We start from the raw sequence: 26483 nt of genomic DNA, 5'->3' as shown, positions 1-26483 counted from the left end.
ACCGCCCGCTACGGTCCGGGCGCCGTCACTTCATCCACTGGTAGACGTTCGCCGCGAACCGCATCGGGTACGACCCGCGTTCGAGAGCCTCGTGGGTGACGAGGTCGGGAGCGAACTTCGATTTGTACTTCGCGAGATTGAGTTTGTTCGCGCCGACGAGGTCGAACGTCTCCACGCCGCGGTCCATCGCGTCCTGCATCATCGTCCAGACGGCGTAGTCGTTCACGCCGACGTCGACCTCGCGGGTCGCGAACGCCTGCCAGTAGTACGCGGTGTCCCCGGACTCCAGGAGCACCCACCCGCCCGCGATGTCACCGTCGACGCGCGCCTCGTAGACGTACGCAGCGTCCTCCGGCATACTCTCCCAGAGGTCCACGACGAAGTCGGCGGTGATGTCGAAGGCCGCGTCCCGGTCGTCGTGGAGGGCCGCGAGTCGCGGCAGAAACCACCTGACAGTGTCCGCATCGCCCTCACGGACCTCACAGTCGGCGTCCCGGCAGTCCCGGACCGAACGCCGCGCGTCGCTACTGAACGCGTCGAAGAGGTCGTCGCGGTCGGTCGTGAGGTCGACGTGGTACGTGTGACTGACCGTACTCTCGAACCCGTTCCAGACGAACGGGCGCGAGTCAGGGTACTGCGCAGCGGGCTTCACGTGGTAGTACAAGGGTCCGTGCTCTGCCTCGACGTCGTCGAGCACCGCCTGCACGAAGTGGCGGTTCTGGCGTTCCTTGCGCCGCGTCTTCGTCTGGTTGTCCGCGATGACCGGGCCGAGGTAGGTAACCTTGAGCCCGGGCGGCGGAGAGAACGCCATGGTCACGGGGCCGCGGTGTCGCAGGAACACGGGGAACACGCCGACCCGCTCCTGGCCCTTGTAGCCGACGTATCGGTAGAGGTCGGCGTCGGCGTGGTCCGCGAGCACGTCGAGGGCCTCCAGCGTGTGGAACGGCGTGCCGTGTGGTGATTTGTCGACGAAGCGGTTCCATTGGTCGAGGTCGTCGTCTGTTGCTAGTCTGACGTCGAGAGCCATTATTCGAGGTAGCCGAGGTTCGAGAGGTGTTCTTCGACGCGGGCGTCGTCGGTCGCCGCCGCGTCGGCCGCGTCGAACGCGGGATAGGTGTCGGTGCCGGGGTGGTCGAACCCGGGCAGGACGCTGCCGTCCATGTGGTCGGCGACGGGGAGGCCGAACGCCGCGAGGACGGTGGGCGCGACGTCGAGGAGGTGGGCGCCGCCGGGGTCGGCCGACGCGGTGACGCCGTCGCCGGCCGCCGCGACGACGCCGTGTGGTTTGTGGTTGTAGGGTTCGGAGGGGTCGCCGAAGCGCTCACCGTGGATGGACGCCGAGAGGAACTGGTTCCAGTTGGCGGGAACGAGCACGACGTCCGGCGCGTCCTCGACGTACGGGCCGTCGAAGACGGCTTCGCGGGGCAGCACCCGGTCGAAGACGGGGCCGCCGTCGGGAAGGCGGAGTGCTGCGAGTTCGTCGATGACGTCCGCCCGCACGGCCTCGTACTCGTCGGGGTCGACGACGCCGTCAGGTTCCCGGCCGGCGACGTTGAGCCGAACCCCACATTCGACCCGCGAGCGCATGAACGCGGCCGACTCCGAGAAATCGACGTGTTCTGCGCCCGCGCGGACGGCGTCGCTGGGCGCCACGCGGAGCGCGAGGTCCGCCAGCCCCAGTCGGTCGAGGGCGCTCCCGAGTCGCTGGCTGGTGACGCCGACGGCCGAGAGCGCGCCGACCGCGCGGGCCAGCGTGCTGGGTCCGTCGTCACCCTCGCCGCGCAGTCGGGTCCGCGAGAGCTCGGACCACGACGGGGCGTCGCCCTCGTTCGTGGTTTCGGCGTGCCCGCGCTCCGCGAGGAAGTCGTTCACGCGGAGTTCGCTACCGGTGTACGGCCCGATGCCGTGGTCGCTCGCGAGCACCACCGTGTCCGGGTCGAAGGCGTCGATTGCGCGGCCGACCTGCTCGTCGACGGCCTCGTACACCGCGGCGACGAGTTCCTCTCCCCCGGGGTGTTCGTGGAACACGGTGTCGGTCTGCTGGAACTGGAGGAAGCCAAAGTCGGGGTCGACGCGTTCGACCAGGTGACAGAACGCGTCCCCCCGGGATTCGACGAGGTGCTCGTACTCCGCCCGGGCGTCAGCCGGGTCGTCGTGGTGCTCGCCGTAGACCGAGTACGGCCCGAGCTCGGCTTCGACGTCGTCGAGCACGCCGTCGGGGTGGCCGCTGGCATCCTCGGGCGCCGTGTACCCGGGAATCAGCGCGCCGTCGAACGGCCGGGGTGGATGTGTGACGGGGACGTTGACGACGACGCTCGACAGCCCGTGGTGGTCCAGGAGTTCCCAGAGTGCGTGCTGTCGAACGCGGGTTCTGTTCACGACGTCCCAGTCGTAGCCGTCGAACGAGAGGAAGCCGTACGCGCCGTGTTTCCCGGGGTTCGTCCCGGTGAACAACGACGGCCACGCGCTCGGTGTCCAGGGCGGGAACTGCGACTCGAGTCTGCCTCTGACGCCGTCTGCGAGCACCGACCCGATGGTCGGCAGTCGCCCGTCCTCGAGTAGGGGGTCGAGGACGGCGTCGCAGGCGGCGTCGAGGCCGACGAGGAGCACACGGTTCTCGGAGGCCTCGGTCATGTACCGGTGAAACGCCACCGAGCGGGTTTGTTATGTGTCTCCTTCCGGCTTGTACTCACTTGCTTCCAAACGTGTCGGGCTGGCCGCTCGTAAACGGAGGTCGGCAACGGCCGCTCGCGTCGGTGTTCGCGACGGCGCTGCGCTGTCGAACCGCCCGGGGTTCGGCCGGAATCCGATAGACGGAAGCGGATTACTTGCTGGCTTCTCGCGTGGCAGACGCCGCATAACAAACCTGTGCGGCGGAGAAATTCACCGATAGATGCACGTCTGCAGACACACTCGCGCGGGCGCCGGACGAGGCCACGGAACGGTGGGGTGGTCACTGGATGCCTGACGGTGTTCGAACGCTCGTGCTGGGGTTCGACGCGCTCGACGACCGGTATCTCGACCGGTTCGAAGACGTCACGCCGACGCTCTCGAGACTGCGGGCCGAGGGCGTCTCGGCCCCGTTGGACTCGACGCATCCGCCCTGGACCGCCAGCGCGTGGCCGTCGATGTACACGGGCACTGACCCGAGCCACCACGGCGTCTACGGCTTCTTCACGTACGACTACCCCGACGACGGCCGCCTGGTCACGCGCAACGACGTGGACGCGCCCGCGCTCTGGAACTACCTCTCCGAGCGCGGCGTCCGGTCCACCGTGCTGAACGTCCCGGTGACGCATCCGGCGGAACCCATCGAGGGCGCACTGATTCCGGGCTACCTCGGGGGCGAGGCCGACGCGGGACACCCCGAGGGAATCCGCGACGACCTTTCTGCCGCTATCGGCGAGGAGTACCGGATATACTCCGCGGGGGAGGTGGCCGAGGACTCCGACGAGAAACTCCAGGGGTACCTCGACCTGATCGACGCGCGAAAGCGGGCCGCCGTCGAGTTGTTGTCCGACCGGGAGTGGGAACTGGCGGTCGTACAGGTCCAGAAGACCGACGCGGTCTTCCACAACTTCGACGACGAGGCAGCGTTTCGCGCGGTGTACGAGGCCGCCGACGACCTCGCTGCGGCGACCATCGACGCGGTCGACGGCCCGGTCAACGTCGTGGTCTGCTCCGACCACGGCATGGGGCGAAAGGAGGGGTACCAGATACAGCTCAACGACGTGTTGCGCCGCGCGGGCTACGTGGAGGCCACGAGCGACACGGGCACCGTCTCCATCGGCGCGGAGAAACGCCGACTGATGGGGGCGGGCGAGGGAACGGGAGCGGGAACGGACGAGGGCGACGACTCGTCGTCGCTTCTCACCGGCGGCGTCAGCGCCGTCGAGGGTGCGCTCTCGCGCGTCGGTGTCACGCCAGGGCGGGTGTACGCGCTAGCGGCGGCCGTCGGCATCGAGGACCTGCTCGTCGACGTGATCCCCGACGAAGTCCGACAGTCCGCCGGCGAAGGGGTCGACTGGCGCGCCTCGCGGGCGTACTGCCGGAGTTCCTCCCACCTCGGCGTCCGCATCAACCTCGAGGGCCGTGAGCCCTCGGGGACCGTTCCACAGGCGGAGTACGAGCAGGTCCGCGACGACCTGATATCTCTGTTGACCGACCTGGAGACGCCCGACGGCGAACCCGCCTTCGAGTCCGTCCTTCCGCGCGAAGCCGTCTACGACGGCCCGTACGTCGAGGACGCGCCGGACGTGATCGTCTACCCCCGGAACGCAGACCACGTGTTGTCGACGAACCTCTACGGGCGCGAATTCGTGCCGGCTGACGTCCACGACCACGACCCGACGGGCGTCTTCATCGGCCACGGCCCCGGGTTCGACCACGCAGCGACGCCGGACCGCCTCTCGCTGACCGATGTCGCCCCCACCGTCATGGCGCTGCTGGGTCACCCCGTCCCACAGCGGATGACCGGAACGGCCCCGCGGGACGCCCTCTCGGTCCCCACCGAGCGGGCGGACTACGGTGACGTGCCCTTCGGCACCGACCGCGCGGTCGAGGACGCCCGCGAGGAAGTGACGGACTCCCTGGCGGACCTCGGTTACATATGAGCGCCGGCGCGGACGAGAACATCTCCGCGCTGTTGTCGAGTGCGACGCTGGTCCTTCTCGGCGGCCTCGTCTACTCCGGGTCGACGCTCGTCGAACGGGTCGTCATCGGTCGCCTGCTCACGCCCGAGGCGTTCGGCGAGGCGAGCATCGGCATCGCCATCGTCCGCCTCGGCGCGACCCTCGCGATGCTGGGGTTCGGCCAGGGAATCGCACGCTACATCACGCGGTTCGACGACTCCGCCGACCGGCGCGGCGTCTGGGTCAGCGCGGTCGCCGTGGTCGGCGTCGCAACCATCGCCGTGACGGCGCTCTTGTACGCCAACGCCGCCGAAATCGCTGCCCTCCTGTTTGAGAGCCCGGACTCCCCGCGCGTCGTCCAGACGTTCGTCCTCGCGCTCCCGTTCCTCGTCGGGATGCGACTCGGCCTCGGCGGCATCCGCGGCATGGAACACACTGTCTACCGGACCATCGCCCGGGATTTGCTGTTCCCGCTCGGCCGGATCGCGCTCATCGTGGCGCTCGTGGCGGTCGGCTACGACCTCGTCGCGGTCGGGTACGCGTACCTCGTCGCCGCCGCCGCGTCCTGTGTCGTTGCACACTACCTCCTGCACCGCCTCCTCCCGCTCGTCGGACAGTTCCAGACGCACGCGCGAGAACTGCTCCGCTTTTCCGCGCCCCTCGTGGTCGCCAGCATCCTCGGCCAGTTGCTCACCCGGACGGACACCATCATGCTCGGCGCGCTCACCAGCAGCCACGAGGTCGCGATGTTCAACGCCGCGCGTCCGCTCGCGGGCGGCATCCTGATGGTGCTGTCGTCGTTCGGGTTCCTCTACCTCCCGATGATGTCCCGCCTCGACGCGGGGTCAGAGCGCGAGCAGATGGACCGCATCTACCAGACCACGACGAAGTGGATATACGTCGTCACGTTCCCCGCGTTCCTGACGTTCGTGATGTTTCCGGCGGACGTGTTGCGCGTGTTCTTTGGCCCGGCCTACACCGGCGGCGCGCCCGCGCTGGTCATCCTCTCCATCGGCTTCTTCGCGAACGCGATACTCGGCCGGAACCGGGAGACGCTGTCCGCGCTCGGCCTGACGACGTACCTCCTCGTGAGCAACACGCTCGCGTTCACGGTCAACGTCGCCGCGAACCTGTTGCTCATCCCGCACTACGGACTCGTCGGCGCGGCAGTGGCGTCGGCCGCCTCGTTTCTCGTGATGAACGCCGTCGTCTCGGGTATCCTGCTCGTCGGCTACGACATCTCGCCGTTCTCGTCGTGGTCCGTCCGAGCGTACGTGGTGCTTCCGCTGACGCTGTTCCCCCCGGCTTACGCGCTCTCGAAGTTCATCACGCTGACGGCGGTCACGCTGGTGCCGTTCCTGGTCGCTGCCGGCGCCGCGACCGTCGCAGTGGTCTCGCTGGCGGGCTGTCTCCAGTCGGAAGACTGGATCGCCCTGGAGTTCGTTGAGGACCAGATCGGCCTCCAGGTGCCGTACGTCCGCCGGTATCTCCCCCAGCGGTGATGCTCCGACGGCTGGGCGTCCCCCGCGATGACGCCTCGCCGCTGGGGCGTCTTACCTGGCGACGCGTAGCGAGCGGACTCTCTCCTTCAGGAGTTGACGGATGTCGGTCCAGTCAGTTGGTCTGCTCGATGGTGATGAGGGCGGCGCCGTCGACGTCGACGGACTCGAGGTCGCCAGCGAACCGGTAGGCGTCGAGTTCGTCGCCCACAGTCCCCGTGACGGTCGTTCCGGAGATCTGGTCGCTGGCCTCCAGGTCGCCGAGGTCGGTGCTCTTCTCGACGGTGTCGCTCACCTCGAAGGAGTACGTCGCCTCACCGGTTGCTCGCGTGCCGTCCACGACGAGGCGGTTGGGGAGCGGCTCGGACCCGAACTCTGCGGGGTCGATCTCCGTTCCGTTCACGGTGACGGTGACGTCGTCCGGCGCGGGCACGTTCAGCTCCGTGAGGTCCCCGGAGAACGAGTAGTGGTCGACGCTCCACCAGACGGCGCCGTCGACCGAGCTCTCGGAGACGCTGTCGTCCGGGTTGATGTCGCCCCCGGCGTCGACCTCGCCCGAGACGGCGAAGGCGTAGTCCTTAGCCGACTGCCCCCATCCCTCGAAGACGATCTCGTTGGGGTAACTGTTGAACGACGCAGGGTCTACCCTGTTCCCGTCGACGTACACCGTCAGTTCGTCGAGGTTGTCGCTCGTGAACTCCGTGACCTTCCCGGAGAACTGGTAGCTGTCGACCGAGGAGAACATCGTGCCGTCGACGGAACTCGTGTTGACGGTGTCGTCCGGGTTGATCATCGAACCGGCCTGGACCTCCCCGGACGTCTCGAAGTGGTAGTGCTTCTCGCCGGACGTGGATCCCTCGACGGTGAGTGTGTGCTCGAGCGAGGACGTGTCGCCCCCGCTACTCCCGTTTCCCGACGTGTCATCGGAGTCGGTCGTTCCAGTACTTTCACCCCCGGAGTCGGTGGACGTGCCGTCCGTGATGTCCCCACTGCCGATGTCGATGTCGAGTTCGGACAGCGACGTGGCCGGGGATTCGGCGCTGGACCCGGAGACCACGTTCGTGGCGGACTCGAAGCCGGTGACGTTCTGGTTCCCGCTCCCGGTGACGTGGACGGTGTCAGCGGTGAACGACCCGCTCTCGACGTAGGCCGCCGTCCCGCCGGTGTTGTTCTCGATGTAGAGGTTCTTCACGTTCCCGCTCGGTCCGTTCGCTCGCGAGGGCACGAGGAACGGCGAGGAGGCGTTCGACGTGATGTGGACGTTCTCGATGGTGACGTTCTCGCCGGGGTAGCGCACGCGGACGCCGCGCCCGCTCTTCGCGCCGTTGTAGTAGGCGGGCACCTCGTCCTGGACGATGACACAGTCCCGAATGGTGTCCCCGGTGCCGCCGAGGCGGACGGCGTCGATGTTGTTGTTCTTGAAGAAGGACTTCTCGACGGTGACCTGCCCGCCGCCGCCGTCCGGCTTGCCGTACGGGCCGGCGTAGAGGCCGTTGTTCGGGAAGCCCTCGACGTGGCAGTTGGTGAGGTGGACGTGGCCCTGGTGCTCGTGGCCGACGTAGATGCCGATGGCGCGACCCTTCCCCTCCTCGCCGTCGGGGAGGTTGAAGTTGTCGAGCGTGACCGTCGAGTCCGGGTCCCGGGCGTCGAAGCGGAATCGGCTCTTATTGTCGTTCGAGTTGATCGGCCCGCGGACGGTGACGTTCCGGATGGTGAAGTCGCCGCCACCCACCGCGAAGGCGTTCACGTTCCAGTAGTCGCCAGTGAAGTCGAAAGAGACGTCGCCCTCGCCGACGAGCGCGGCGTTCTGGTAGCTCCCGTCGAGACCGCTGCCCTGCCACTCGTACGTGCCAGCGGGGACACGAACTTCCACGCCGCTCTCGAGGTGCTGGGCGAGGTAATCGTCGATTACGTCCCCGCTCTGCAGTCCCTCGTCGCCGAGGTTGACCGTGGTCGCTGCGGCCGCCCTGTCGACAGCGCCGGCGGACAGCAGCGAGGCACCAGCGACGCCGCTCGCGAGCAGTTTCGCGAAGCCGCGCCGGCTGGTAAGTATATCTTTATCATCATAACTTTGGCTTTCGTCTGATGCCATGGTCTGGTATGATATACGTAAATGCCATAAGCGAATTCACGGGTTCATCCGTCGATAACGGTCAGTTCAGAGCCCGATGCTTACCAGTTGACGATGAAGGCGGGATTCGACGGTAACCACACGTTATCTCATCCGCGACCGAGGTAAGCCGACCCTAGCGCGTGGCCGCCCGACCCACCGGTTCCGCTGTGACAGTCGACCCAGGGGTCACTCGCGGTAATGGTCACGTACCACGGTGGCCGTAGTCACCAGAATTCCGCGTCGAGTTGGTAATGAACTGGCCGTAAAACCACGTCGTTGTCACCTCAGCCTGGCAATAACTTCGGCAGAAGACCTTTTTGCGTAACCCTATGCTACCATTCTATGGCAGCAGCCCAGTATCGACGGACTATGAAGAAACAACTCGTTACCAGCACCCAGCCGACGAACAGGGGTGACGGCGCGTCCAGCAACTCGCGCATGGGCAGTGCTGAGACCAGCGAGATCAGGTTCGGAAGCCGGTCAGACACCGGTAACGGGGCGCTACTAGTAGACGACCACTCCGAGGCGTCTCGAGTCGTTCTGTCCGACGACGTCGCCGATGGGGGCAACTGAGATGCTTGATGCACCCGGCGAGTGGGACGAGGTCCGGTCGGACCCCGACCCGGAGGACGACCTCGGCTACGAACCACTCGAGTGGGATCTCATCAGGACCGAACAGATGGGGGAGGACCAGTGGGTGTTCCTCCCGGAGGATGGCGACCTCCTCGAAGAGGACGCCTTCATCGTCGCCAACCCCAACGCGGTCTGTGATCTCGCCACGAAACTGTAGACCGCAGTCGCCGGCCGTCGTCGATGTCGCGGAGTAATCCGGGCTTACTTCGCTCGCAGTAGGAGCTTTCTTCGCGCCAGCGATGGGGAGTAGCCACGGCAATACAAAGCGCCCGAACGGAGTACCGCCTTCAGGAGCCGACGCGCAATCGACTGCGGCGTCGGCACGACATCAGCATGACATACCAGGACTACTTGGAGCGGAAACCGCTCATTCTGACGGTGGCGACGACCGGCGGCGTGCACGGAAAGGACAGCAACCCGAATCTCCCCGAGCAACCCGAGGAGATTGCCCAGCAGGTCCGCGAGTGCGAGAAAGCGGGCGCGGCCATCGTCCACGTTCACGGCCGCGACGAACACGGCGAGAACGACGCGAGTCGCCTGCAGGCGGTGAACGACGCGATCCGCGCGGAGTGTGAGGACATCGTCATCCAGAACACGACCGGTGGTCAGAGCAGCCTCGAGAAGCGATTACAGGGCATCCGGACGGACCCACAGCCGGAGATGGCGAGCCTCGACATGGGGCCGTTCAACCGCGACCAGCACATCATCACCCAGCACACCCGTCACAACATCGAGGCGCTCGCGAAGGAGATGCGCGAGAAGGGCATCAAGCCGGAACTCGAGGTGTTCAACAACGGCCACCTGAACGAGACCCACCAACTCGTCGAGAAGGGGCTACTCGAGGAGCCGTACTACGTGAACATCATCTTCGGGAGCGGCACGTTCTCGATGCCGAGCCCGGAGAACGTCCTGAATCTCGTCCGAAACCTCCCCGAGGGCGCGGAGTTCAACCTGCTCGCGACCGGCCAGCACCAGCTCCCGCTGACGACGCTCGCCATCATCCTCGGCGGGCACGTGCGCGTCGGCATGGAGGACAATCTCTACTACGAGCGCGGCCAGCAGGCCGAGAGCAACGCCCAGCTCGTGCGGCGGACCGCGCGCATCGCCGAGGAACTCGGGCGCGACCTGGCGACGCCCGACGAAGCCCGCGAGATACTCGGCATCCCCGAGTGACCGGGCAGGCCCACCTCAGTACCGCTGTAACGCCGAGCGACGTTCTATTTTCGAGTGATGGCCGAACGACGACGAGATGGCGCCAATTGGTGACGGTATCACCCGCATAACAACGTCGACTGGTGACCTGTCCTGACCCATGGGTTGCCCGTTCCTCGAATACCGATCGAGCGACGACGAGCACGAGTTCGACCACGAGCGGCCGTACTGCGCGGCCCAGGACTCGTTCGTCTCACCGATGATGGCGGACGTCTGCAACGACCGCGACCGCTTCGACCACTGCGAGCACTGCGACGTCTACCGCGAGGCCGTCGAACCGACCGCCGAACCCCAGCCGGCCGACGACTGAGGCGGGCGACGGGTCTATGACAGCCAGCGGCGGCAGATAGACGTTCTGTAGCGGGAAACGGCTGAAAAGACGAGGATTACTGAACGACGATATCGAACCCCCAGGTGTACGAGTTCTCGCCGATGCCGAAGGAATCCGTGACGTGGTACTCGCCTTGGGCGAAACACGTGCTGTTCTCGGGATGGTTCAGAACGTGGAACACCCGCGAGGTTGGCGTTGCTGGTGTTATCTCCCGGCCCCAGCCAATCTGCCGAATCATGCCGATATCTGAGTTCGCCGTCCAGCAGCCGTCGACGCGATCACTGGGCACGAACGACTCGACATCGTCGTCCGCCGGAAGATAATATTTCGAGCCGTCGACGGTCAACTCGCTCGGAATCACCAGCAACTCGTTCGTTCCCTGTTTCTGTTTGGCGATAGGGCTGCTCAACGGGGGGTACGGTCCGAAATTGGCCTGGATAGGACGTTCACTCTCGAAGGTCACCTTGAGGGATGGTGGTTGGGTCGTGCCGATATCTTGTGTGACGGAGAGTGATACTGTCAGGTCTGACTCGGGGGGGAGTTCGCCACCTGAAACCTGCATTGATTGTTTTTGTGAGGAGGAGTCAGTTGAACGCTGCTTGAGGCAACCGGCGAGTGTGAGCATGGACACAGAACCAAGTTTGGTGAGAGCCTGTCGACGGTACATTGATGGAATACGATAGATTATGTTGCGAACTTGTTAGAGTTTGTCCCTTCCTAGGTGCGGAATCTTCAGATTGAACTGATTTTCGACATACTCTGCGGACGTCGCAACGGGTTCGTTATCCTCCTTCGAGATGCCGGCGTGGACGCCACCGATGTAGATGTAACCGTTGTCGTACTTGTAGTGAGGGCCACCGGAGTCCCCTTCTTTGGTATCACCGATGCTGGTCTTGAACTGGTAATCATTCTCATTCGGCCCCATTCGGATGCCTGTTGGGTAGACATCGTGGTGGCCGGTTCTACATCCCTGAATGTTGAGCGAGTAGGATTCATCGCCAATGGACCCTTTAATTGCGTTATATGGAATGATACCATCGATTTGTTCCGGTTTTCGCCCACCAGAGTCGTTGGCGAGTTGAGTTCCTTGGGAGATTCCCTCGTTATGGTACGCAAAGCCGGCATCAAAGTATCCCGATTCCCAATCCCAACCGTGGGTCCCAACAACCTCCCCGTATTGCGGTTGGTTGACTTCATTGACATCAGATGGGTGTGCTCTATCAATGAAGTGGCCAGCACTTATCATGGCTTTTCCGTGATTGTCCTCGCGTACTGCACCGCAGGTTGAGGTGCCGAAATAGTTAGCCAATTCGACCTGAATGCCGAGTTCGCATCCTCCGGGAATACTGCCGTCGTAGTCCGAGTCATAGTAGTGCTGTGGGATGACATGGACTTCTTCGACATCAACGGGGAATTGTTGCTTGTATTCATGTTGCCCGGATCCGACGACACCCTGTGCCTTCCGTGGAGTGGCGTCGTGAATTGCATCCAGATCAGTTGTAGAGTCTGTGTACCCCTCCAGGGTTGTAGATACTATGACAATCCGGTTTGCAACGGAGTCTCCATCGCTTCGAACTTCCACGCCGACATCGTCCTGCTTGCCGCCAAGTTGTTTTTCGACGGCTTGCTGAACACGTTTGGCAGCGTTCATCGCGGCGTGGTTAATCTGCCACCGGTGCCGGGGAATTGTACGGTAGATGGGAGCACGTCCTGTTTCATCAGCGTCTTTGAATGTGGCGTCGGGATTGTTGTACGCGAGGAGGGCTACTTCGGGTACCTCGTCAGAAATGTCACCGACGGTGTCCGCAAGTGATTCCTGTGAGAGGTAATTCAATGCTGTAGCGGAGACCCCGATTCCAGAGAGGGTTTTGATGAATCGACGTCGGCCCATTCTGTCGAGTTTCCGTATTTTTTCCGACATGAATTGGTAACTATGATGTAGGAACTTAAACTTAACTAATAGATGAATTCGTCCTAATGGTGGTCAAGAAATAGTGGGAGTAGCATAGCTAGGTGAGGGAAATTTCCAGAAGAGTAGATGCATGGATGAGTGTGAATTATATACGCAGACTCCACCAGAACCACCCCGTAGCGCGCTTTGTGCGTGCTCCAGACCACGAAAGCAGAATTATACCAAAACAGTGACGAGACGCCGGACGAGCCCGCCGTAGCAAACGCATAACTATACTCTCGAGACGGCTACGCGGTTCCAATGGCAGCAGCGGTGAGTACGCGACAGCACCAGGACGGCTACGTGACGCGCCCGTTCGAACGCGCCGACACCCAGGAGTTCCTCGAACTCTACGACGACGTGTTCGGCGGCGGGAGTCGCGAATGGTTCGAGTGGAAGTACGAGAACAACCCCTACGCGGACGAGATACCCGTGTTCGTCGTCGAACACGAGACCGACGGCATCGTCGCCGCGCGCCCCCAGGTTCCCTTCGAGATGCGCGTGAACGGGCGTACGGTGCCGGCGATCCGGTTCGGCGACACGATGGTCCATGAGGACCACCGCCGGAACGGGCTGTTCCAGCGCTCAACCGAGCACGCCCTCGAGTACTACGCCGACAAGGGGGTGGCCTTCGGCTTCAACTTCCCGAACGCGTTGTCGCGCCCGGGCTACCTGGAGTCCGGCGGGCGGGTCATCGCGAAGGTGCCGACGGCGTACCGCGTGCAGAACCCCACTGGATTCCTCGACAGGGACGTTCCCGGCCCACTCGCCACGGCCCTCCGGTCCGGCGCGCAGGCGATTCTCGGCGCGCGCGCTGCGGTGAGCGACACGAGTGGCTTCGACGTCGAGCGCCACGACGCGATCCCCGCAGCCCTACTGGAATCCCTGTACGAGCGAGCGGTCCCGCCGAGCATCCACGCGTCCCGCGACGAGCGGTTCTACGGGTGGCGCTTCGAGAATCCGAACTGGGAGTACCACGCGTACGTCGCCCGCGACGGCGACCGACCGGTGGCGGGCCTGGTCACGGGGACCGGCGCACCCGTGGACAGCCAGATGACAAACGTGATGGAGGTGATGCCACTCTCCGGCGGACGGGAGCGCACGAGAGCCCTGAACGCGCTGTTCTCGTGCGTCACCACAGACCACGCCGACAGCGACACGATCGTCGTCGCCGGGCGGAGCGTTCCGGAGTCCGTGCTGTCGACCCACGGCTTCCTGCGGGACGACCGTCCGCCGCTCTCGCTCGCGACGACGCGCACGCGACTCGTGGGATACGACGTCGCCGGCGACGAACCGTGGTCGGCGGCGGGCGTCGACCTCACCGAACCCCGGAACTGGCGGGTGAACCTGAGTGAGCACGATACGCGCTGAGGACCTGACCGAGCGCGCCAACGAACTGGCGACCCTGGGCGCACGCCGCCTCCGCCTCGCGGCGGTCCGCGCGTGGTTGCTCTGCACGCCAGACGCGCGAGCGCTCGACCACGAGCGGGCGCTCGACGCGGTCCCCGAGGACCCCCACGTGTTGTTCGTCTGCCTCGGGAACATCTGCCGGAGTCCCTTCGCCGCGCGGTTCGCGGAGCGGGAGGCCGAGCGCCGCGGCGTCCCGCTGACCGCGTCGTCCACGGGGTTCATCCAGCGGACCGGGCGTCCGACGCCCGCGCCGGGGGTCTCCGTCGCCGCGGAGTACGGCGTCGACCTCACGAAACACCGCTCGACGGTACTCGACGAGTCGGCCCTGGCGGCCGCCGACGTGGCGTTCGTGATGGACGCGCGGAACTACCGCGACCTGACGCGGGCACACCCCGAGAGCGACCCGTTCTTCCTGCGACCGCTCGCGACGCGCCAACCCCACGCCTTCGAGGTGTCGGACCCCGACCGGGAGGGACGGGCGGCGTTCGAGCGCGCCTACAGCACCATCGCGAAGGCGGTTCGCGCACTGGTCGCCGACCAGGCCGACCGGACCGAACCGGCCCAAGAGCCGGAACCGGTCGAACCGTGAGGGAGCGAACAGGAGCCAGCGACGAGATACCGGCGGCGCTGATTCCAGCGCTCGAGGCCGGCGGTAGCCTGGCCTGCGTGCGGTCGCTGGGTCGTCGCGGGGTGCCCACGGTCCTGCTCTCGCACCGCGGCGACGAACCCGTACTCGAATCGAAGCACGCGACGGAGACCGTCACCGTGCCGGATCCACAGACGGCGTACCGGGAGTACCGGGACGCGGTGCTCGACGTCGCGGCGCGCGAGGACGTGGTGACGTTCCTGCCGTTGCGGGACATCGACGTCCACCTGCTCGCGGACGCCCGCGACGCCCTCGACGACCACCTCTCGCTCCCCGTCGCGGACCCGGAGACGCTACGGACGGCGAGTGACCGCGTGCGTCTTTTCGCCGCCGCCGACGAGGCAGGCGTCGCTGGACCGGAGACCGCGCTGCTCGACGAGTGGAACGACTGGAGCGGGCGAACGGTCGTGAAGCCACGGCACGGCGTGTTCGTGGCGGACGGCCGCGCCGACTACCGCGCGAAACCGGAGTTCTTCGACGGCGAGCGGCCGGACGTCGACCGCCTCGTGGAGACGATGGGCCACGTACCGGTCGTGCAGTCCTACGTCCCCGCCGGCCCCGAGCAGGGTTTTTTCGCGCTGTGCGACCACGGCGAGCCGGTGGCGACGTTCCAACACCACCGCGTCCGCAGTTACAGTTACAGCGGCGGCGCGAGCGTCTACCGCGAATCAGCCGAGGACGCAGACCTCGCTTCGGCGGGACTGGCCGTGCTCGAACAGCTCGACTGGCACGGCCCCGCGATGGTGGAGTTCCGGCGCGACGAGCGCGACGGCACCCCGCAACTGCTCGAGGTGAACCCCCGGTTCTGGGGGTCGCTCGCGCTCGCCGTTCACGCCGGCGTCGACTTCCCGTGGCTCTACTACCAGCTCGCGCGCGGCCGCTCCCCGGACCTCGTCGAGTCCTACCGCGTCGGCGTCGGCAGCCACGTCCTCACCGGCGAATTGAGTTACCTCTACAGCGTCGCCACGGACGACCACGCCCACCAGGAGCCGCCGTGGCTGCCGGGCGAAGTGGCGCGCGTCGCTCGCTCGCTCGCGACCGACCGCAACTTCGACGTGCTGTCGCGGCGCGACCCGCGGCCGTTCGTCGCGACGGCAGTGCGACTGCTCGCATCCCAGTAGGCGGCGCACGGAACGCCAAAAATTGAGTGCCGACCAAGCGCGACGGCGCGGCCGGCGCGGGCTTCGAGGAGGCTGTCGGCGTGACTTGACCGACCCCGCGCCGGCAAACCGTCGGACGGACGCGGCTACGCTGCCGTCGTCCTCGGGTGTCTGCGGTGGTTCCGGTGACGTTCCCGGACCGCGACGGCGGTCCAGAACGTCAGTCGAGTTGACTCACACCTGTGTGCTGTCCCGCGACGCGAACGGATTCGGCCGCGCCAGTGCCCCGCACCACGGACTCGCGTTCTATCCCGGGGCCTCGCGTCGAACGTCGGACGCCACGAGCGGACACCCGTGAACGGCTACACGCCAGAGTGTCGTTGTTATACACCCGTTTTGTCGATGGGTCAAGCGCTAACCCTTCGTTGTTCGGGACTAATCCCGGCTTAGACGACGTTCTTGTGGTATTCTATCAGCAGCAAGTGGCCACGTCGAACGTCTGTGACCGCGTCGAATGTTCGTGACCGTGTGAAACGGTGACCCTCGACTGTCTGTCAGCAGTCGTGTCGCGCCGTCCTGCCGGCCGCCGCCCGCTCCGAGGACGCGGACGCCGTCCGCTCGGCGACCGCCTGCATCGTCTCGACGGTCACATCGCCCGCGTCGCGGTGCGCCGCCACGGCCGTCAGCACGCGGTTCATGCGACGTTCAGCCGAGGCGTCGACGAGATTGTTCGGGTGCAACCAGAGGTGGAGGACGCCCTCGTCGCTGGCGGCGGCGTCGAGGCCCGCCTCTACCTGACGGAGAATTGGGTCACCACGCACTGGCGTGACGATGTCCCGCGGTCGGTCCTCGAACCCGTAGAGGAACAACGACGCCGGCACGTTGACGAGGCCGTGTTCGTCACGTTCCGGGTGGACGAGCGGGGGGGACCGGGAGTCTACGAGCGCGTTCCGGAGTTTCTCGACGCTCGACGCGGGCGACGGGTTCGCGCCGCGGTAACACCGGATGCCTGCGTCAGCGAGCACGTCCTGGTGGGCGACGTTGTTCCGCGGGAAGACGAAGGAATGAGTGTCCACGCCGAACTCGCGTGCCGCCGCGACGCTCGCCTCGACCTCTGCCCGCGCGACGTCACGCGTCACGTCGCCGAACTGTACGTGACTGTACGTGTGACTGGCGAGCTCGTGGCCGACGTCGGCGTCCCGCACGTCCGTGATGAGTCCGCGCCCGAACCGCAGGTCGGGGCGGTCGCGCCACGACCCGCGCTCCCGGCGGAACCAGTCGGGGCCGAGCGGGTGGTCGGCGTGCGTGCGGTCGCAGTGCCGCTCGAAGAGGTGCCCGACGACGGCCCACGTCGCGGGCACGTCGTGCGCGTCGAACAACGAGAGGAGACGCTGCCAGCCACCCCGGGCGGCCGCGACGCGGCGGGCTGGTGGGTTTGCGAGGTCGTGGAAGCCCCAGCCGAGTTCGGCGTCCACGCTGATGACGACGGTTCCCATGGGGAGGGTGACAGGCCTATCACACTTTAGTAACCGGGTGATTTCCCGGCGTTCGTCACTGCCTGCGGCGACCAGGCGGACGGCTGAACCAGCCGAACTCGGTGTTAACGGCCTGGAAGCAGCCGTTCTCGCCGGCCAGACGGCGGCAGCGGCGTAACGAGTCGCCTACTGGGGTCAGGTTCCCCATAACAAAGCTCGGACGTGGACATGCTCGGGTAACGCCCGCCTGCCGCGAGTACCGGTGTCGGGCCATTCATCATGAGTTGCACACGACGCGACTGGCAACGAGGAGGTGTACCGGCGTGACCGATGCTACGGTCGGCGCCGACGGCGTGATCCAGGCCGGCGTGACGCTCGGCGACCCCGACGGGCAGAGTCGAGGCGAGCCGCCGGTCATCGGCCGAAACGCCACGATACGCTCGGGCACGGTCATCTATCCGAACGTCGTCGTCGGGGACAATTTCGTCACCGGCCACGACGCGCTCGTCCGCGAAGACACGACCATCGGCGACGACGTCGTCGTCGGCACGCAGACCGTCGTCGATGGCGACACGAGCGTCGGCGACCGCGTGAGCATGCAGACCGGCGTGTACGTCCCGACGAACACGACCATCGAGCGCGACGTCTTCCTCGGCCCCAACGCGACGCTCACGAACGACCCGCACCCACTCCGCGAGGAGTGTGAACTAGTCGGCCCGACGCTCGAACACGACGTCTCGGTCGGCGCGAACGCGACGCTACTCCCCGACGTCACGGTCGGAGAGCGGTCGTTCGTCGCTGCCGGCGCGGTCGTCACCGAAGACGTCCCACCGGAGACCCTCGCCGTCGGGACGCCCGCGGAGTTCGAGTCGCTCCCCGGCCCCCTCGACGCCCCCAACAGATGAGCACGATACCAATCGCAGACCCGAGACTCGACGGAGACGAACGCGAACGCGTCATCGACGTGCTCGACGGCGGCCAGCTCGCGGACGGCCCCGAGGTGCGCGCGTTCGAGGACGAGTTCGCTGACTACTGTGACGCCGACCACGGCGTCGCCACCTCGAACGGCACCACGGCGCTCCACGCGATGCTGCGGGCGGCCGGCGTGGGTCCCGGCGACCGCGTCGTCACCACGCCGTTCACGTTCGTCGCCACCGCGAACGCCGTCCGGCACGTCGGCGCGGAGCCGCTGTTCGTGGACGTCGACCCCGAGACGTACAACATCGACCCGTACGCGACCGAGGACCTCATCCGCCGGCTGGACGGCTCCGTGGACGCGATTCTCGCGGTCCACCTGTTCGGCCTGCCTGCCAACATGGGGGCGCTCCGCGAAGTCGCGGACACGTACGACTGCACACTGCTCGCGGACGCCTGCCAGGCTCACGGCGCCGAGTACGACGGCCGGCGCGTCGGCACGCACGCGGACGCCGCGTGTTTCTCATTCTACCCGACGAAGAACATGACGACCGGCGAGGGCGGCATGGTCACGACCGACGACGAGGGTATAGCGGCCCGCACACGGAGTTTCATCGACCACGGACGCACGGGGTCTGGGACGTACGACCACGCAGACGTCGGGCACAACTTCCGGATGACGAGCGTGGCGGCCGCCATCGGTCGCGCGCAACTCGAACAGTTGCCCGGGTTCGTCGAGGACCGCCGCGCGAACGCGGCGTTCCTCACGGACCTGCTGCGAGAGTCGGCGGTCACGACACCTCACGAGCCGCGGGGGTCCTCGCACGTCTACAACCAGTACACGGTGCGTTCGGACGACCGCGACGGCCTGCGAGAACACCTCGAAGAGGCCGACGTGGACACCGCCGTCTACTACCCGACGCCCGTCCACCAGCAGCCCGCGTACAGCGAAGTCGCCGCCGACGTGCCGGTCGCTGAGAGACTCGCCGACGAGGTGGTGTCGCTGCCCGTCCACCCGGGGCTGTCCGGCGACGACCTGGAGCGAGTGGCGAACGCGGTCACGGAGTACGGGGAACGATGAGCATCCAGCGAGTCCGAGCGGGCGTCGTCGGCGTCGGCAGCATGGGACGGAACCACGTTCGCGTCCTCCGGGAACTGCCGGAGGCGAACCTCGTCGGAGTCGCGGACGCCGACGCGGACCGCGCCGCGGACGTCGCGGAGAAGTACGGCGTGCCCGCGCTCGACGTCGCGACGCTGCTCGCGCGCGTCGACGCTGTGGTCGTCGCGGTGCCGACGCCGTTTCACGCGGAGTTGACCGAACAGGCCATCGACGCGGGCGTGAACGTGCTCGTGGAGAAGCCGTTCGTCGCCGAACGCAGCGAGGGCGAACGGCTGATCGAGCGCGCCGAGGACGCCGGGGTGGCCCTCCAGGTCGGCCACGTCGAGCGGTTCAACCCGGGCGTGGAGACGCTCCGGGACGTCGTCGGCGACCGCGACCTCATCGCCGTGGACGCGCGGCGGGTCGGCCCGCCGCCGGACCGCGACATCGAGGACAGCGCGGTGCTCGACCTGATGATACACGACATCGACGTGCTGCTGTCGATCGTCGACAGCGAGGTCGAGACCGTCTCCGCGGTGGGCGCACGGGACAACCGCCACGTCACCGCGACGTTCGGGTTCGCGGACGGCACGATGGCGTCACTGACGGCGAGTCGCGTCACCCAGCAGAAGGTCCGCGAGCTGTCGGTGACCGCCGACGACTGCCGCGTGAACGTGGACTACACGAGCCAGCACGTCGAGATCCACCGCCACTCGCTGCCGGAGTACGTCGAGACGGACGGCGACGTGCGCTACCGGCAGGAGAGCGTCGTCGAGCACCCGACGGTGCAGACGGGCGAACCGCTGAAACGCGAACTGTCGTCGTTCCTGCACGCCGCGCGCACCGGGTCGACGCCCGAGGTTACCGGCGCGGACGGCCTCCGGGTGCTCGACATCGCGAAACGGGTCGACGAGTTGGCGGCCGCGAACGACGAACAGGAGGTGACGCTGCAGTGAGCGAAGCGCGCGGCTCGGGACTGTACGGAACGGCCGCGGGCGACGACGCGCTCGGCGCGGCGTTCCGCGCGGGCGACGTGCCGGTCGCGGTGTACGGCCTCGGGAAGATGGGGTTGCCGCTCGCCGCGGCGTACGCGGACGTCTGCGGGGACGTCGTCGGCGCGGACGTCGACCCCGAGGTGGTCGCGGCGGTGAACGACGGCGACTGCCACGTCACTGGCGAACCGGGGCTACCGGAACTCGTTGGGGACCTCTCGGAACGCGGCGCGCTCCGCGCCACGGACTCGCCCGCGGAAGCGGCGAGCGAGGCGTCCTGGCACGTCGTCATCGTGCCGACGCCAGTGACCGAGGACCGCGACCCCGACCTCTCCATCCTCGACGCCGTCGTCGACGAGATCGCGGGCGAACTCGACCCCGGTGACACGGTAGTCGTGGAGTGTACGGTGCCGCCGCGGACCTGCCGCGAGCGCGTGCTGCCCGCTCTCGAATCCGGGAGCGGTCTGGAACGGGGCGAGTTCGGCCTCGCGTTCTGTCCGGAGCGCACGCTCTCCGGGCGCGCCCTCGAGGACATCACGGGCACCCACCCGAAGGTCGTCGGCGGCGTCGACGACGAGAGCACCCGGGTCGCTCGCGTGGTCTACGACCAGATTACGGACAACCGCGTGATTCCGGTCGGGGACGCCGCGACGGCGGAGGCCGTGAAGGTGTTCGAGGGTCTCTACCGGGACGTCAACATCGCGCTGGCGAACGAACTCGCGCGCTTCGCCGACGAGACGGGCGTGGACGTCCGGGAGGCAATCCGCGTGGCGAACACCCAGCCGTTCTGTGACATCCACGACCCCGGCCCGGGCGTCGGCGGTCACTGCATCCCGTACTACCCGTACTTCCTCATCCGAGAGTTCGAGACGAGCGCACCGCTGCTCCAGACCGCCCGGGACGTGAACGACTCGATGCCGCGGTTCACGGTCGACCAGACCGTCAACGCGCTCTCGAAGGACGGGACCGCCATCGGGGACGCGACGGTCGCGGTGCTCGGCCTGACCTACCGCCCAGGGGTCGACGAGATCCGGGCGGCGCCCGCGAAGGGCGTGGTGTCCGGGCTCAGCGACCTCGGCGCGCGCGTGCTCGGCGTCGACCCCGTGCTCACCGACTGGGACGCCTTCGACTGCGAGCGCGCCGAGCTCGCAGACCTTCCCGAGGACATCGACGCGGCGGTCGTCGTCACACCCCACGACGAGTTCGACGACCTCGACTGGGCGGCGTTCGACCCGATGGTGGTCGTGGACGGCCGGGACACCCTCGACCTCGCCGACACGGACCACACCGTCTACACGCTCGGTCGCGGGTACGAGGGAGTGAGCGCCGCGGACGACGACGCCGAGGAACGCGCCGTGCGCGGCGACGGAGGCGACGAGGATGCGTGATTTCACGCTCGCCGCGTACGGCGAACTGCTCGACGCCTGTCTCGACGCGGGCTTCGAGCTCCTCACCGTGCGGGAGTACCTGACCCGCGAGACGCTGCCCGAGCGGTTCGTGGTGCTCCGCCACGACGTCGACCGAAAACCCGGAAACAGCCTGGCTACCGCTCGCATGGAGGCCTCGCGGGGCATCCGGGCGACGTACTACTTCCGGACGATCAAGAAGACGTTCCGCACGGGCGTCGTCCAGCAGGTCGCAAACGCCGGCCACGAGGTCGGCTACCACCACGAGGACGTGGACCGCGCGGACGGAGACCAGAAGGCGGCCCACCGGCACTTCGAGGACAACCTCGCACAGCTCCGGCGGTTGTGCGCCGTCGACACCGTCTGTGTGCACGACAACCCGCTGACGGGCCGCGACAACCGCGACATCTGGCGGGGCGAACGGACGCCCGCGGACTACGGTCTGCTCGGGGAGGCGTCTCGTCTGCCGGACGGCGACGACGAGGCATCCTTCTCGGATGCCGGGCGGACGTGGCGCGACAGCGCGCCGACCACTGCGCCCCGGACAGCCGCGACCGACGGCGGCGCGAAGCCGGTGCAGGCCGACTCCACGTGGGACCTCGTCGGACTGCTCGAGGACAGCGAGGTCGAGCGGGTGTACCTCTGCACGCACCCGAACCGCTGGGCGGACAGTTACAGCGAGTACGTCGCGGAGCGCGCGCGAGACTCCGCGGTGAACGCCGTAAAGTACGGATTCCACATGCTACCATGACACGGACACCAGACGCGAACGCAGTAAACGCGACCGCCGGAGACGCCAACCCGGTGAGTCACCGATGAGAGTACTCGTCGACGTCACGCATCCGGCCCACGTCCACCTCTTCCGGAACGCCATCGTCGAACTCTGCGCGGACGGCCACGACGTCCACGTCACGTCCCGCGAGAAGGACCTCACGACCGACCTGCTCGACCTGTACGGTATCCCCCACACGCCCATCTCGGCGCGGGAGGGCGGAACGCTGGGGCTGGTGCGGGAGTGGACCGTCAGGGAACTCCGGACGGCCCGGGTGGCTCGGGCGTTCGACCCCGACGTCGTGCTCAGCCACCTCAACCCGTCCGCTGCGCACGCCGCGTGGCTCACCGGTGCGAGCGCCGTCGTCTTCCACGACGACTACGAGCAGACACACAAGGTGGCGCGCGTCACGACCCCGTTCGTCTCCGCGATGGCGACGCCGTCGCGCATCGAGTGCGACCTCGACGAGCGCCACGTGCGCTACGACGGCTACCACGAACTTGCGTACCTCCACCCGGAGCGCTTCGACCCGAATCCGGCGCGCCTCCGCGCCCAGGGCGTCGACCCCGACGACGAGTACTACGTGCTGCGATTCGTCTCCTGGGAGGCCCACCACGACATCGGCGAGCACGGCCTCGACCGCGAGGCCAAGCGCGAACTCGTGGAGTATCTGGACGACCGCGGCACCGTCTACATCACGACCGAGGGCGACCTCCCGGAGGAGTTCGCGGCCCACCAGTTGCCCTGCGACCCGACCGCGATACACGACCTGCTGGCGTTCGCGAACCTCTACGTCGGGGACTCCCAGACGATGGCGACCGAAGCCGCGGTCCTCGGGACGCCCGCGGTGCGTTCAAACTCCTTCGTCGGCGACGGCGACATGAGCAACTTCGTCGAACTGGAGGACTACTACGGGCTGCTGGTCAACGCCGCCGGCCCCGACGAGGCGCTCTCGGCAGTCCGCGACCTCGTGTCTGACCCGGAGACGCCCATCCGCTGGGAGCGCCGCCGAGAGCGCCTCCTCGAGGAGAAGATCGACGTGACCGACCTGATGCTGGATCTCGTCTACGAGCACGGCGGCGAGACGCGCTCGCCGGACCGCCGTGAGGTGACGGCATGAAGGTCGCGTCGGTCGTCGGCGCGCGCCCGCAGTTCGTGAAGGCCGCGCCGGTTTCGCGGGCGCTCGCGGCCGCCGGCCACGAGGAACTGTTGGTGCACACCGGCCAGCACTACGACGACATGATGTCCGGCGTGTTCTTCGAGGAGTTGGACATCGACGAGCCCGCGTACAACCTGGACGTCGGGAGCGACTCCCACGGCCGACAGACCGGTCGGATGCTGGAGCGCTTCGAGGCGGTCGTCGAGGACGAGGACCCGGATGTCGTGCTCGTCTACGGCGATACGAACTCGACGCTCGCGGGCGCAGTCGTCGCCGCGAAGCGCGACGTGACGCTGGCGAACGTCGAGTCCGGCCTCCGGAGTTTCGAACAGTCCGAACCCGAGGAGGTCAACCGCGTGCTCGCCGAGCAGGTCTCTGACGTGCTGTTCGCGCCGACCGACAGCGCAGTCGAGAATCTCGCGAGAGAGAACGTCACCGGCGACGTCCACCAGGTCGGGGACGTGATGCTCGACGTGATGCTGTGGGCGCGCGACGTCGCCCGCGACCGCTCGACGGTGCTCGACGACCTCGGCCTGACCGATGGCGAGTACGCGCTCGCCACCGTCCACCGCGCGCAGAACACGGACGACTCCGACGTGCTCGCGGACGTCATGACGGGACTCGTCGAGGCGCCGGTCGAAGTCGTGTTGCCACTCCACCCGCGCACCGAGGAGCGCCTGCGCGAGTACGGCTTCTACGACGACGTCGAGAGCGGGCTGACCCTGGTCGACCCGCTGGGGTACTTCGACTTCGTGCGCGCCCTCGAGGGCGCATCCCGGGTCGCCACCGACTCCGGCGGCGTCCAGAAGGAGGCGTTCTTCCTCGACACGCGGTGTGTCACGCTCCGCGAGGAGACCGAGTGGGTCGAGACCGTCGAAGCGGGATGGAACACGCTCGTCGGGTCCGACCCGGACGCCATCGTGCGCGAACTCGGGACCGACGACGTGCCCGACGAGAAGCCCGACCTGTTCGGGGACGGTACCGCCGCCGAGCGCATCGCGGCGGTTCTCTCGGAAGGCGACACGGCAGCGAGCGTCGAGGAACGCAGTCCGGTCCGCTCGACGGACGGAGGCACACCAGAATGAGCGAGTTCGCGGTGCTGCTGAGCCACGACGTCGACCGCGTGCGCAAGACCTTCCAGGCGCCGTACTACGCGCTCCGCGACCGGAACCCGCGGCACGTCCTCGACCTGCTACCCGGGCGGAACCCGTACTGGCAGTTCCCGACCGTGATGGGCCTGGAACGCGACCTCGGCGTGCGCTCGGCGTGGTACGTGCTCTCCGAGCGCAGCCTGCGGGAGCTCCCGTTCCGGGAGTGGCTCCGGCCCGCGAGCTGGCCGCGGTACCTCGGGCGGTACGACGTCGACGACCCGGCCATCGTCGAGGTGCTGTCGAGGCTCGCCGACGGCGGCTGGGAGGTCGGACTCCACGGCTCCTACGACTCGTACGACGACCCCGGGTTGCTCGCAGCCGAGAAACGCGAGGTCGAGGCCGCGCTCGGCCGTTCGGTGACGGGCGTGCGACAGCACTACCTCAACCTCGACGCGCCCGAGACGTGGCGCGCGCAACGCGACCTGGGGTTCCGGTACGACACCAGTCTCGGGTCGAGCACGGAGTACGGCTTCCGGCACGGTTACGAGCCGTTCCGGCCGTTCGACGACGACTTCGTGGTGTTCCCGCTGACCGCGATGGAGTGTGCCCTCCCCGACCCCGGCGAGGACTACGCGGCGGCCACGGACGCCGTCGACGACCTGCTCGCGGAGGCCGAGCGCGAGGACGCGGTCGCGAGTTTCCTCTGGCACCCGCGGTACTTCTCGCGGGACTTCCCCGGGTACGCTCGGCTCTACCGCCACCTGGTCGAGGAAGCCCTCGACCGGGGGGCGTGGGTCGGGCCGCCCGGCGAGTACGCAGAGCGTATCACCGACGAAGAATCGATAGCCGGCGCCGAGGCGGCGCCGTAGGGACGCGCTAACAAAGCGGGATACGACACGTTCGTAAGTCAACAGTAAAACGCATGCGAGTGGAACAACTGTCACGGGAGGAGTACAGCGACGCGCTACCGAGCAGCGGGTTCGAGGTGTTCCACACCCCCGACGCGCTGGGTGCGCTGGACAGACACACTGACGCGGAGCTGCGGTTGTACGGCGGCTTCAAGGGCGACCGACCGGTCGCGCTGTGGCCGACGTTCGTGAACGAACGGCCGGTCGGCACGACCATCACGTCCCCGCCACCGGGGATGGGCGTGCCGCGACTCGGGCCGCTGACGATGCCCGCGAGCCCGAAGCGACGGAAGCAGGAGAAGGTCAACCGGGAGTTCACGAGCGAGGTGCTCTCGGACCTCGGTGCGGACGGACGGGGCACCGCGTTCCGCGCCATCTGCGGCGCGAACTACCCCGATCCGCGGCCGTTCGTCTGGGACGAGTTCTCGGTCACGCCCGGGTTCACGTACGTCCTCGACCTCGAGGACGCGGACACCGAGGAGGTCAAGCGGTCGTTCTCGAAGAGCCTGCGGCGCGAGATCAGGGACGCCGAGGACCTCGACGTCGCGGTGACAGTCGAGGGCGTCGACGGCGCACGCGAGGTGTACGAGACGACCCGGGAGCGCTACGAAGAACAGGACCGGACGCTCTCCCCGGAGTGGCCGTACGTCGAGGACCTCGTAGAGTCCCTCGACGACCGCGCGCGAGTGTACGTCGCCAGAGACGACGACGGCGAGTTCCTCGGCGGCATCACCGCGCTGTACTCGAACGACCACGCCTACTTCTGGCAGGGCGGCACCCGTGCCGTCCACGACGGCGTGAGCGTCAACGGCCTCCTGCACTGGCACATCGTCTCGGACCTCGTCACCGAGTCGCCGAACGGCGCGACCGGATACGACCTGATGGGCGCGAACACCGAGCGCCTCTGCCAGTACAAGGCGAAGTTCGGCGCGGACCTCCAGCCGTACTGGACCGTGGAGACGGATGGCGCGGGGATGGGCGCGCTGAAGACCGCCTACCGGATGGTGAACCGATGAGCGCGGCGAACCAGTCTGCCGGGCGCGGCAGCGGCAGACGCCCCAGAGACGACGACCGGGGACACGGATGACGGGAAGCGGTGGCACGCAAAGCGCCGCGACGACGTCTCCGCGAGGAGAGACT

24 protein-coding genes are annotated in these 26483 nt (G+C 67.2%); 18 read left to right on the top strand and 6 right to left on the bottom strand.

The window, feature by feature from the left end:
* Window positions 1–25 precede the first annotated feature (25 nt).
* Window positions 26–1027, bottom strand: coding sequence for a lipid II:glycine glycyltransferase FemX (locus LT970_RS13580; RefSeq protein WP_232688726.1), 1002 nt, complete (start codon window positions 1025–1027; stop codon window positions 26–28).
* Complete coding sequence (locus LT970_RS13575; protein ID WP_232688725.1) at window positions 1027–2634, bottom strand: alkaline phosphatase family protein; 1608 nt, start codon at window positions 2632–2634, stop codon at window positions 1027–1029. The genes LT970_RS13580 and LT970_RS13575 overlap by 1 nt, the downstream gene beginning before the upstream one ends.
* Before the next feature lie 326 nt (window positions 2635–2960).
* Between LT970_RS13575 and LT970_RS13570 the strand changes: the two genes are divergently transcribed.
* Window positions 2961–4613 carry an alkaline phosphatase family protein gene (locus tag LT970_RS13570; RefSeq protein WP_232688724.1) on the top strand — a complete coding sequence of 551 codons (1653 nt, stop codon included), beginning with the start codon at window positions 2961–2963 and terminating at the stop codon, window positions 4611–4613.
* Window positions 4610–6133 (top strand): flippase, encoded by a 1524-nt coding sequence (locus tag LT970_RS13565; protein WP_232688723.1) that lies wholly within the window; start codon window positions 4610–4612, stop codon window positions 6131–6133. The genes LT970_RS13570 and LT970_RS13565 overlap by 4 nt, the downstream gene beginning before the upstream one ends.
* Window positions 6134–6245: 112 nt before the next feature.
* Here the strand turns inward: LT970_RS13565 and LT970_RS13560 are convergent, their stop codons facing one another.
* The gene (locus LT970_RS13560; RefSeq protein WP_232688722.1) at window positions 6246–8222 is read right to left on the bottom strand and encodes a right-handed parallel beta-helix repeat-containing protein; all 1977 of its coding nucleotides are present in this window, start codon (window positions 8220–8222) and stop codon (window positions 6246–6248) included.
* A gap of 363 nt (window positions 8223–8585) precedes the next feature.
* Between LT970_RS13560 and LT970_RS13555 the strand changes: the two genes are divergently transcribed.
* The 4 genes from LT970_RS13555 (at window position 8586) to LT970_RS13540 (ending at window position 10398) form a co-directional block, all read left to right on the top strand.
* A complete protein-coding gene (locus tag LT970_RS13555) occupies window positions 8586–8816 on the top strand; it encodes a hypothetical protein (RefSeq protein WP_232688721.1) in 231 nt (76 codons plus the stop codon).
* Complete coding sequence (locus LT970_RS13550; RefSeq protein WP_232688720.1) at window positions 8803–9033, top strand: hypothetical protein; 231 nt, start codon at window positions 8803–8805, stop codon at window positions 9031–9033. The genes LT970_RS13555 and LT970_RS13550 overlap by 14 nt, the downstream gene beginning before the upstream one ends.
* Before the next feature lie 176 nt (window positions 9034–9209).
* Window positions 9210–10049, top strand: coding sequence for a beta-keto acid cleavage family enzyme (locus tag LT970_RS13545; protein WP_232688719.1), 840 nt, complete (start codon window positions 9210–9212; stop codon window positions 10047–10049).
* Window positions 10050–10188: 139 nt separating this feature from the next.
* On the top strand, window positions 10189–10398 hold the full coding sequence (locus LT970_RS13540; RefSeq protein WP_232688718.1) for a hypothetical protein: 210 nt from the start codon (window positions 10189–10191) through the stop codon (window positions 10396–10398).
* A 76-nt stretch (window positions 10399–10474) separates the two neighbouring features.
* Here LT970_RS13540 and LT970_RS13535 read toward each other — a convergent pair whose 3' ends face one another.
* Together LT970_RS13535 and LT970_RS13530 are read right to left on the bottom strand one after the other, a co-directional pair.
* Entirely contained in the window at window positions 10475–11044 is a 570-nt protein-coding gene (locus tag LT970_RS13535) for a hypothetical protein (protein ID WP_232688717.1), read from the bottom strand.
* A 75-nt stretch (window positions 11045–11119) separates the two neighbouring features.
* Window positions 11120–12340 carry a hypothetical protein gene (locus LT970_RS13530; RefSeq protein WP_232688716.1) on the bottom strand — a complete coding sequence of 407 codons (1221 nt, stop codon included), beginning with the start codon at window positions 12338–12340 and terminating at the stop codon, window positions 11120–11122.
* Window positions 12341–12631: 291 nt separating this feature from the next.
* On the opposite strand from LT970_RS13530, the gene LT970_RS13525 reads away from it, so the two are divergent.
* Genes LT970_RS13525 through LT970_RS13515 form a run of 3 tightly spaced genes read left to right on the top strand, consistent with a single transcriptional unit; the run spans window position 12632 to window position 15547 of the window.
* Complete coding sequence (locus LT970_RS13525; protein WP_232688715.1) at window positions 12632–13741, top strand: GNAT family N-acetyltransferase; 1110 nt, start codon at window positions 12632–12634, stop codon at window positions 13739–13741.
* Window positions 13722–14369 (top strand): arsenate-mycothiol transferase ArsC, encoded by a 648-nt coding sequence (locus LT970_RS13520; RefSeq protein WP_232688714.1) that lies wholly within the window; start codon window positions 13722–13724, stop codon window positions 14367–14369. The genes LT970_RS13525 and LT970_RS13520 overlap by 20 nt, the downstream gene beginning before the upstream one ends.
* Window positions 14366–15547: a carboxylate--amine ligase gene (locus tag LT970_RS13515; protein ID WP_232688713.1), complete on the top strand. Its 1182-nt coding sequence runs from the start codon at window positions 14366–14368 to the stop codon at window positions 15545–15547. Before LT970_RS13520 ends, LT970_RS13515 begins: the two co-directional genes overlap by 4 nt.
* A 533-nt stretch (window positions 15548–16080) precedes the next feature.
* Here the strand turns inward: LT970_RS13515 and LT970_RS13510 are convergent.
* On the bottom strand, window positions 16081–17022 hold the full coding sequence (locus tag LT970_RS13510; protein ID WP_232688712.1) for a polysaccharide deacetylase family protein: 942 nt from the start codon (window positions 17020–17022) through the stop codon (window positions 16081–16083).
* Window positions 17023–17324: 302 nt separating this feature from the next.
* On the opposite strand from LT970_RS13510, the gene LT970_RS13505 reads away from it, so the two are divergent.
* The 9 genes from LT970_RS13505 to LT970_RS13465 all read left to right on the top strand — a co-directional run bounded on the left by LT970_RS13505 (window position 17325) and on the right by LT970_RS13465 (window position 26359).
* Window positions 17325–17906 (top strand): acyltransferase, encoded by a 582-nt coding sequence (locus LT970_RS13505; protein WP_432419616.1) that lies wholly within the window; start codon window positions 17325–17327, stop codon window positions 17904–17906.
* Complete coding sequence (locus tag LT970_RS13500) at window positions 17903–18997, top strand: DegT/DnrJ/EryC1/StrS family aminotransferase (RefSeq protein WP_232688878.1); 1095 nt, start codon at window positions 17903–17905, stop codon at window positions 18995–18997. Before LT970_RS13505 ends, LT970_RS13500 begins: the two co-directional genes overlap by 4 nt.
* A complete protein-coding gene (locus LT970_RS13495) occupies window positions 18994–19971 on the top strand; it encodes a Gfo/Idh/MocA family protein (protein WP_232688877.1) in 978 nt (325 codons plus the stop codon). Before LT970_RS13500 ends, LT970_RS13495 begins: the two co-directional genes overlap by 4 nt.
* The gene (locus LT970_RS13490; RefSeq protein ID WP_432419618.1) at window positions 19968–21395 is read left to right on the top strand and encodes a nucleotide sugar dehydrogenase; all 1428 of its coding nucleotides are present in this window, start codon (window positions 19968–19970) and stop codon (window positions 21393–21395) included. The genes LT970_RS13495 and LT970_RS13490 overlap by 4 nt, the downstream gene beginning before the upstream one ends.
* Window positions 21388–22164 carry a hypothetical protein gene (locus LT970_RS13485; protein WP_232688876.1) on the top strand — a complete coding sequence of 259 codons (777 nt, stop codon included), beginning with the start codon at window positions 21388–21390 and terminating at the stop codon, window positions 22162–22164. Before LT970_RS13490 ends, LT970_RS13485 begins: the two co-directional genes overlap by 8 nt.
* A 64-nt stretch (window positions 22165–22228) precedes the next feature.
* Window positions 22229–23305 carry a DUF354 domain-containing protein gene (locus LT970_RS13480; RefSeq protein WP_232688875.1) on the top strand — a complete coding sequence of 359 codons (1077 nt, stop codon included), beginning with the start codon at window positions 22229–22231 and terminating at the stop codon, window positions 23303–23305.
* Window positions 23302–24429 carry a non-hydrolyzing UDP-N-acetylglucosamine 2-epimerase gene (gene wecB / locus LT970_RS13475; protein WP_232688874.1) on the top strand — a complete coding sequence of 376 codons (1128 nt, stop codon included), beginning with the start codon at window positions 23302–23304 and terminating at the stop codon, window positions 24427–24429. Before LT970_RS13480 ends, wecB begins: the two co-directional genes overlap by 4 nt.
* Window positions 24426–25304 (top strand): polysaccharide deacetylase family protein, encoded by an 879-nt coding sequence (locus tag LT970_RS13470; RefSeq protein WP_232688873.1) that lies wholly within the window; start codon window positions 24426–24428, stop codon window positions 25302–25304. The genes wecB and LT970_RS13470 overlap by 4 nt, the downstream gene beginning before the upstream one ends.
* 53 nt (window positions 25305–25357) lie before the next feature.
* Window positions 25358–26359 carry a GNAT family N-acetyltransferase gene (locus tag LT970_RS13465; RefSeq protein ID WP_232688872.1) on the top strand — a complete coding sequence of 334 codons (1002 nt, stop codon included), beginning with the start codon at window positions 25358–25360 and terminating at the stop codon, window positions 26357–26359.
* Window positions 26360–26483 lie beyond the last annotated feature (124 nt).

Source organism: Halobacterium zhouii (genome assembly GCF_021249405.1).
Classification (GTDB): Archaea; Halobacteriota; Halobacteria; order Halobacteriales; family Halobacteriaceae; genus Halobacterium; species Halobacterium zhouii.
This window is presented reverse-complemented; position numbering and strand designations above follow the sequence as displayed.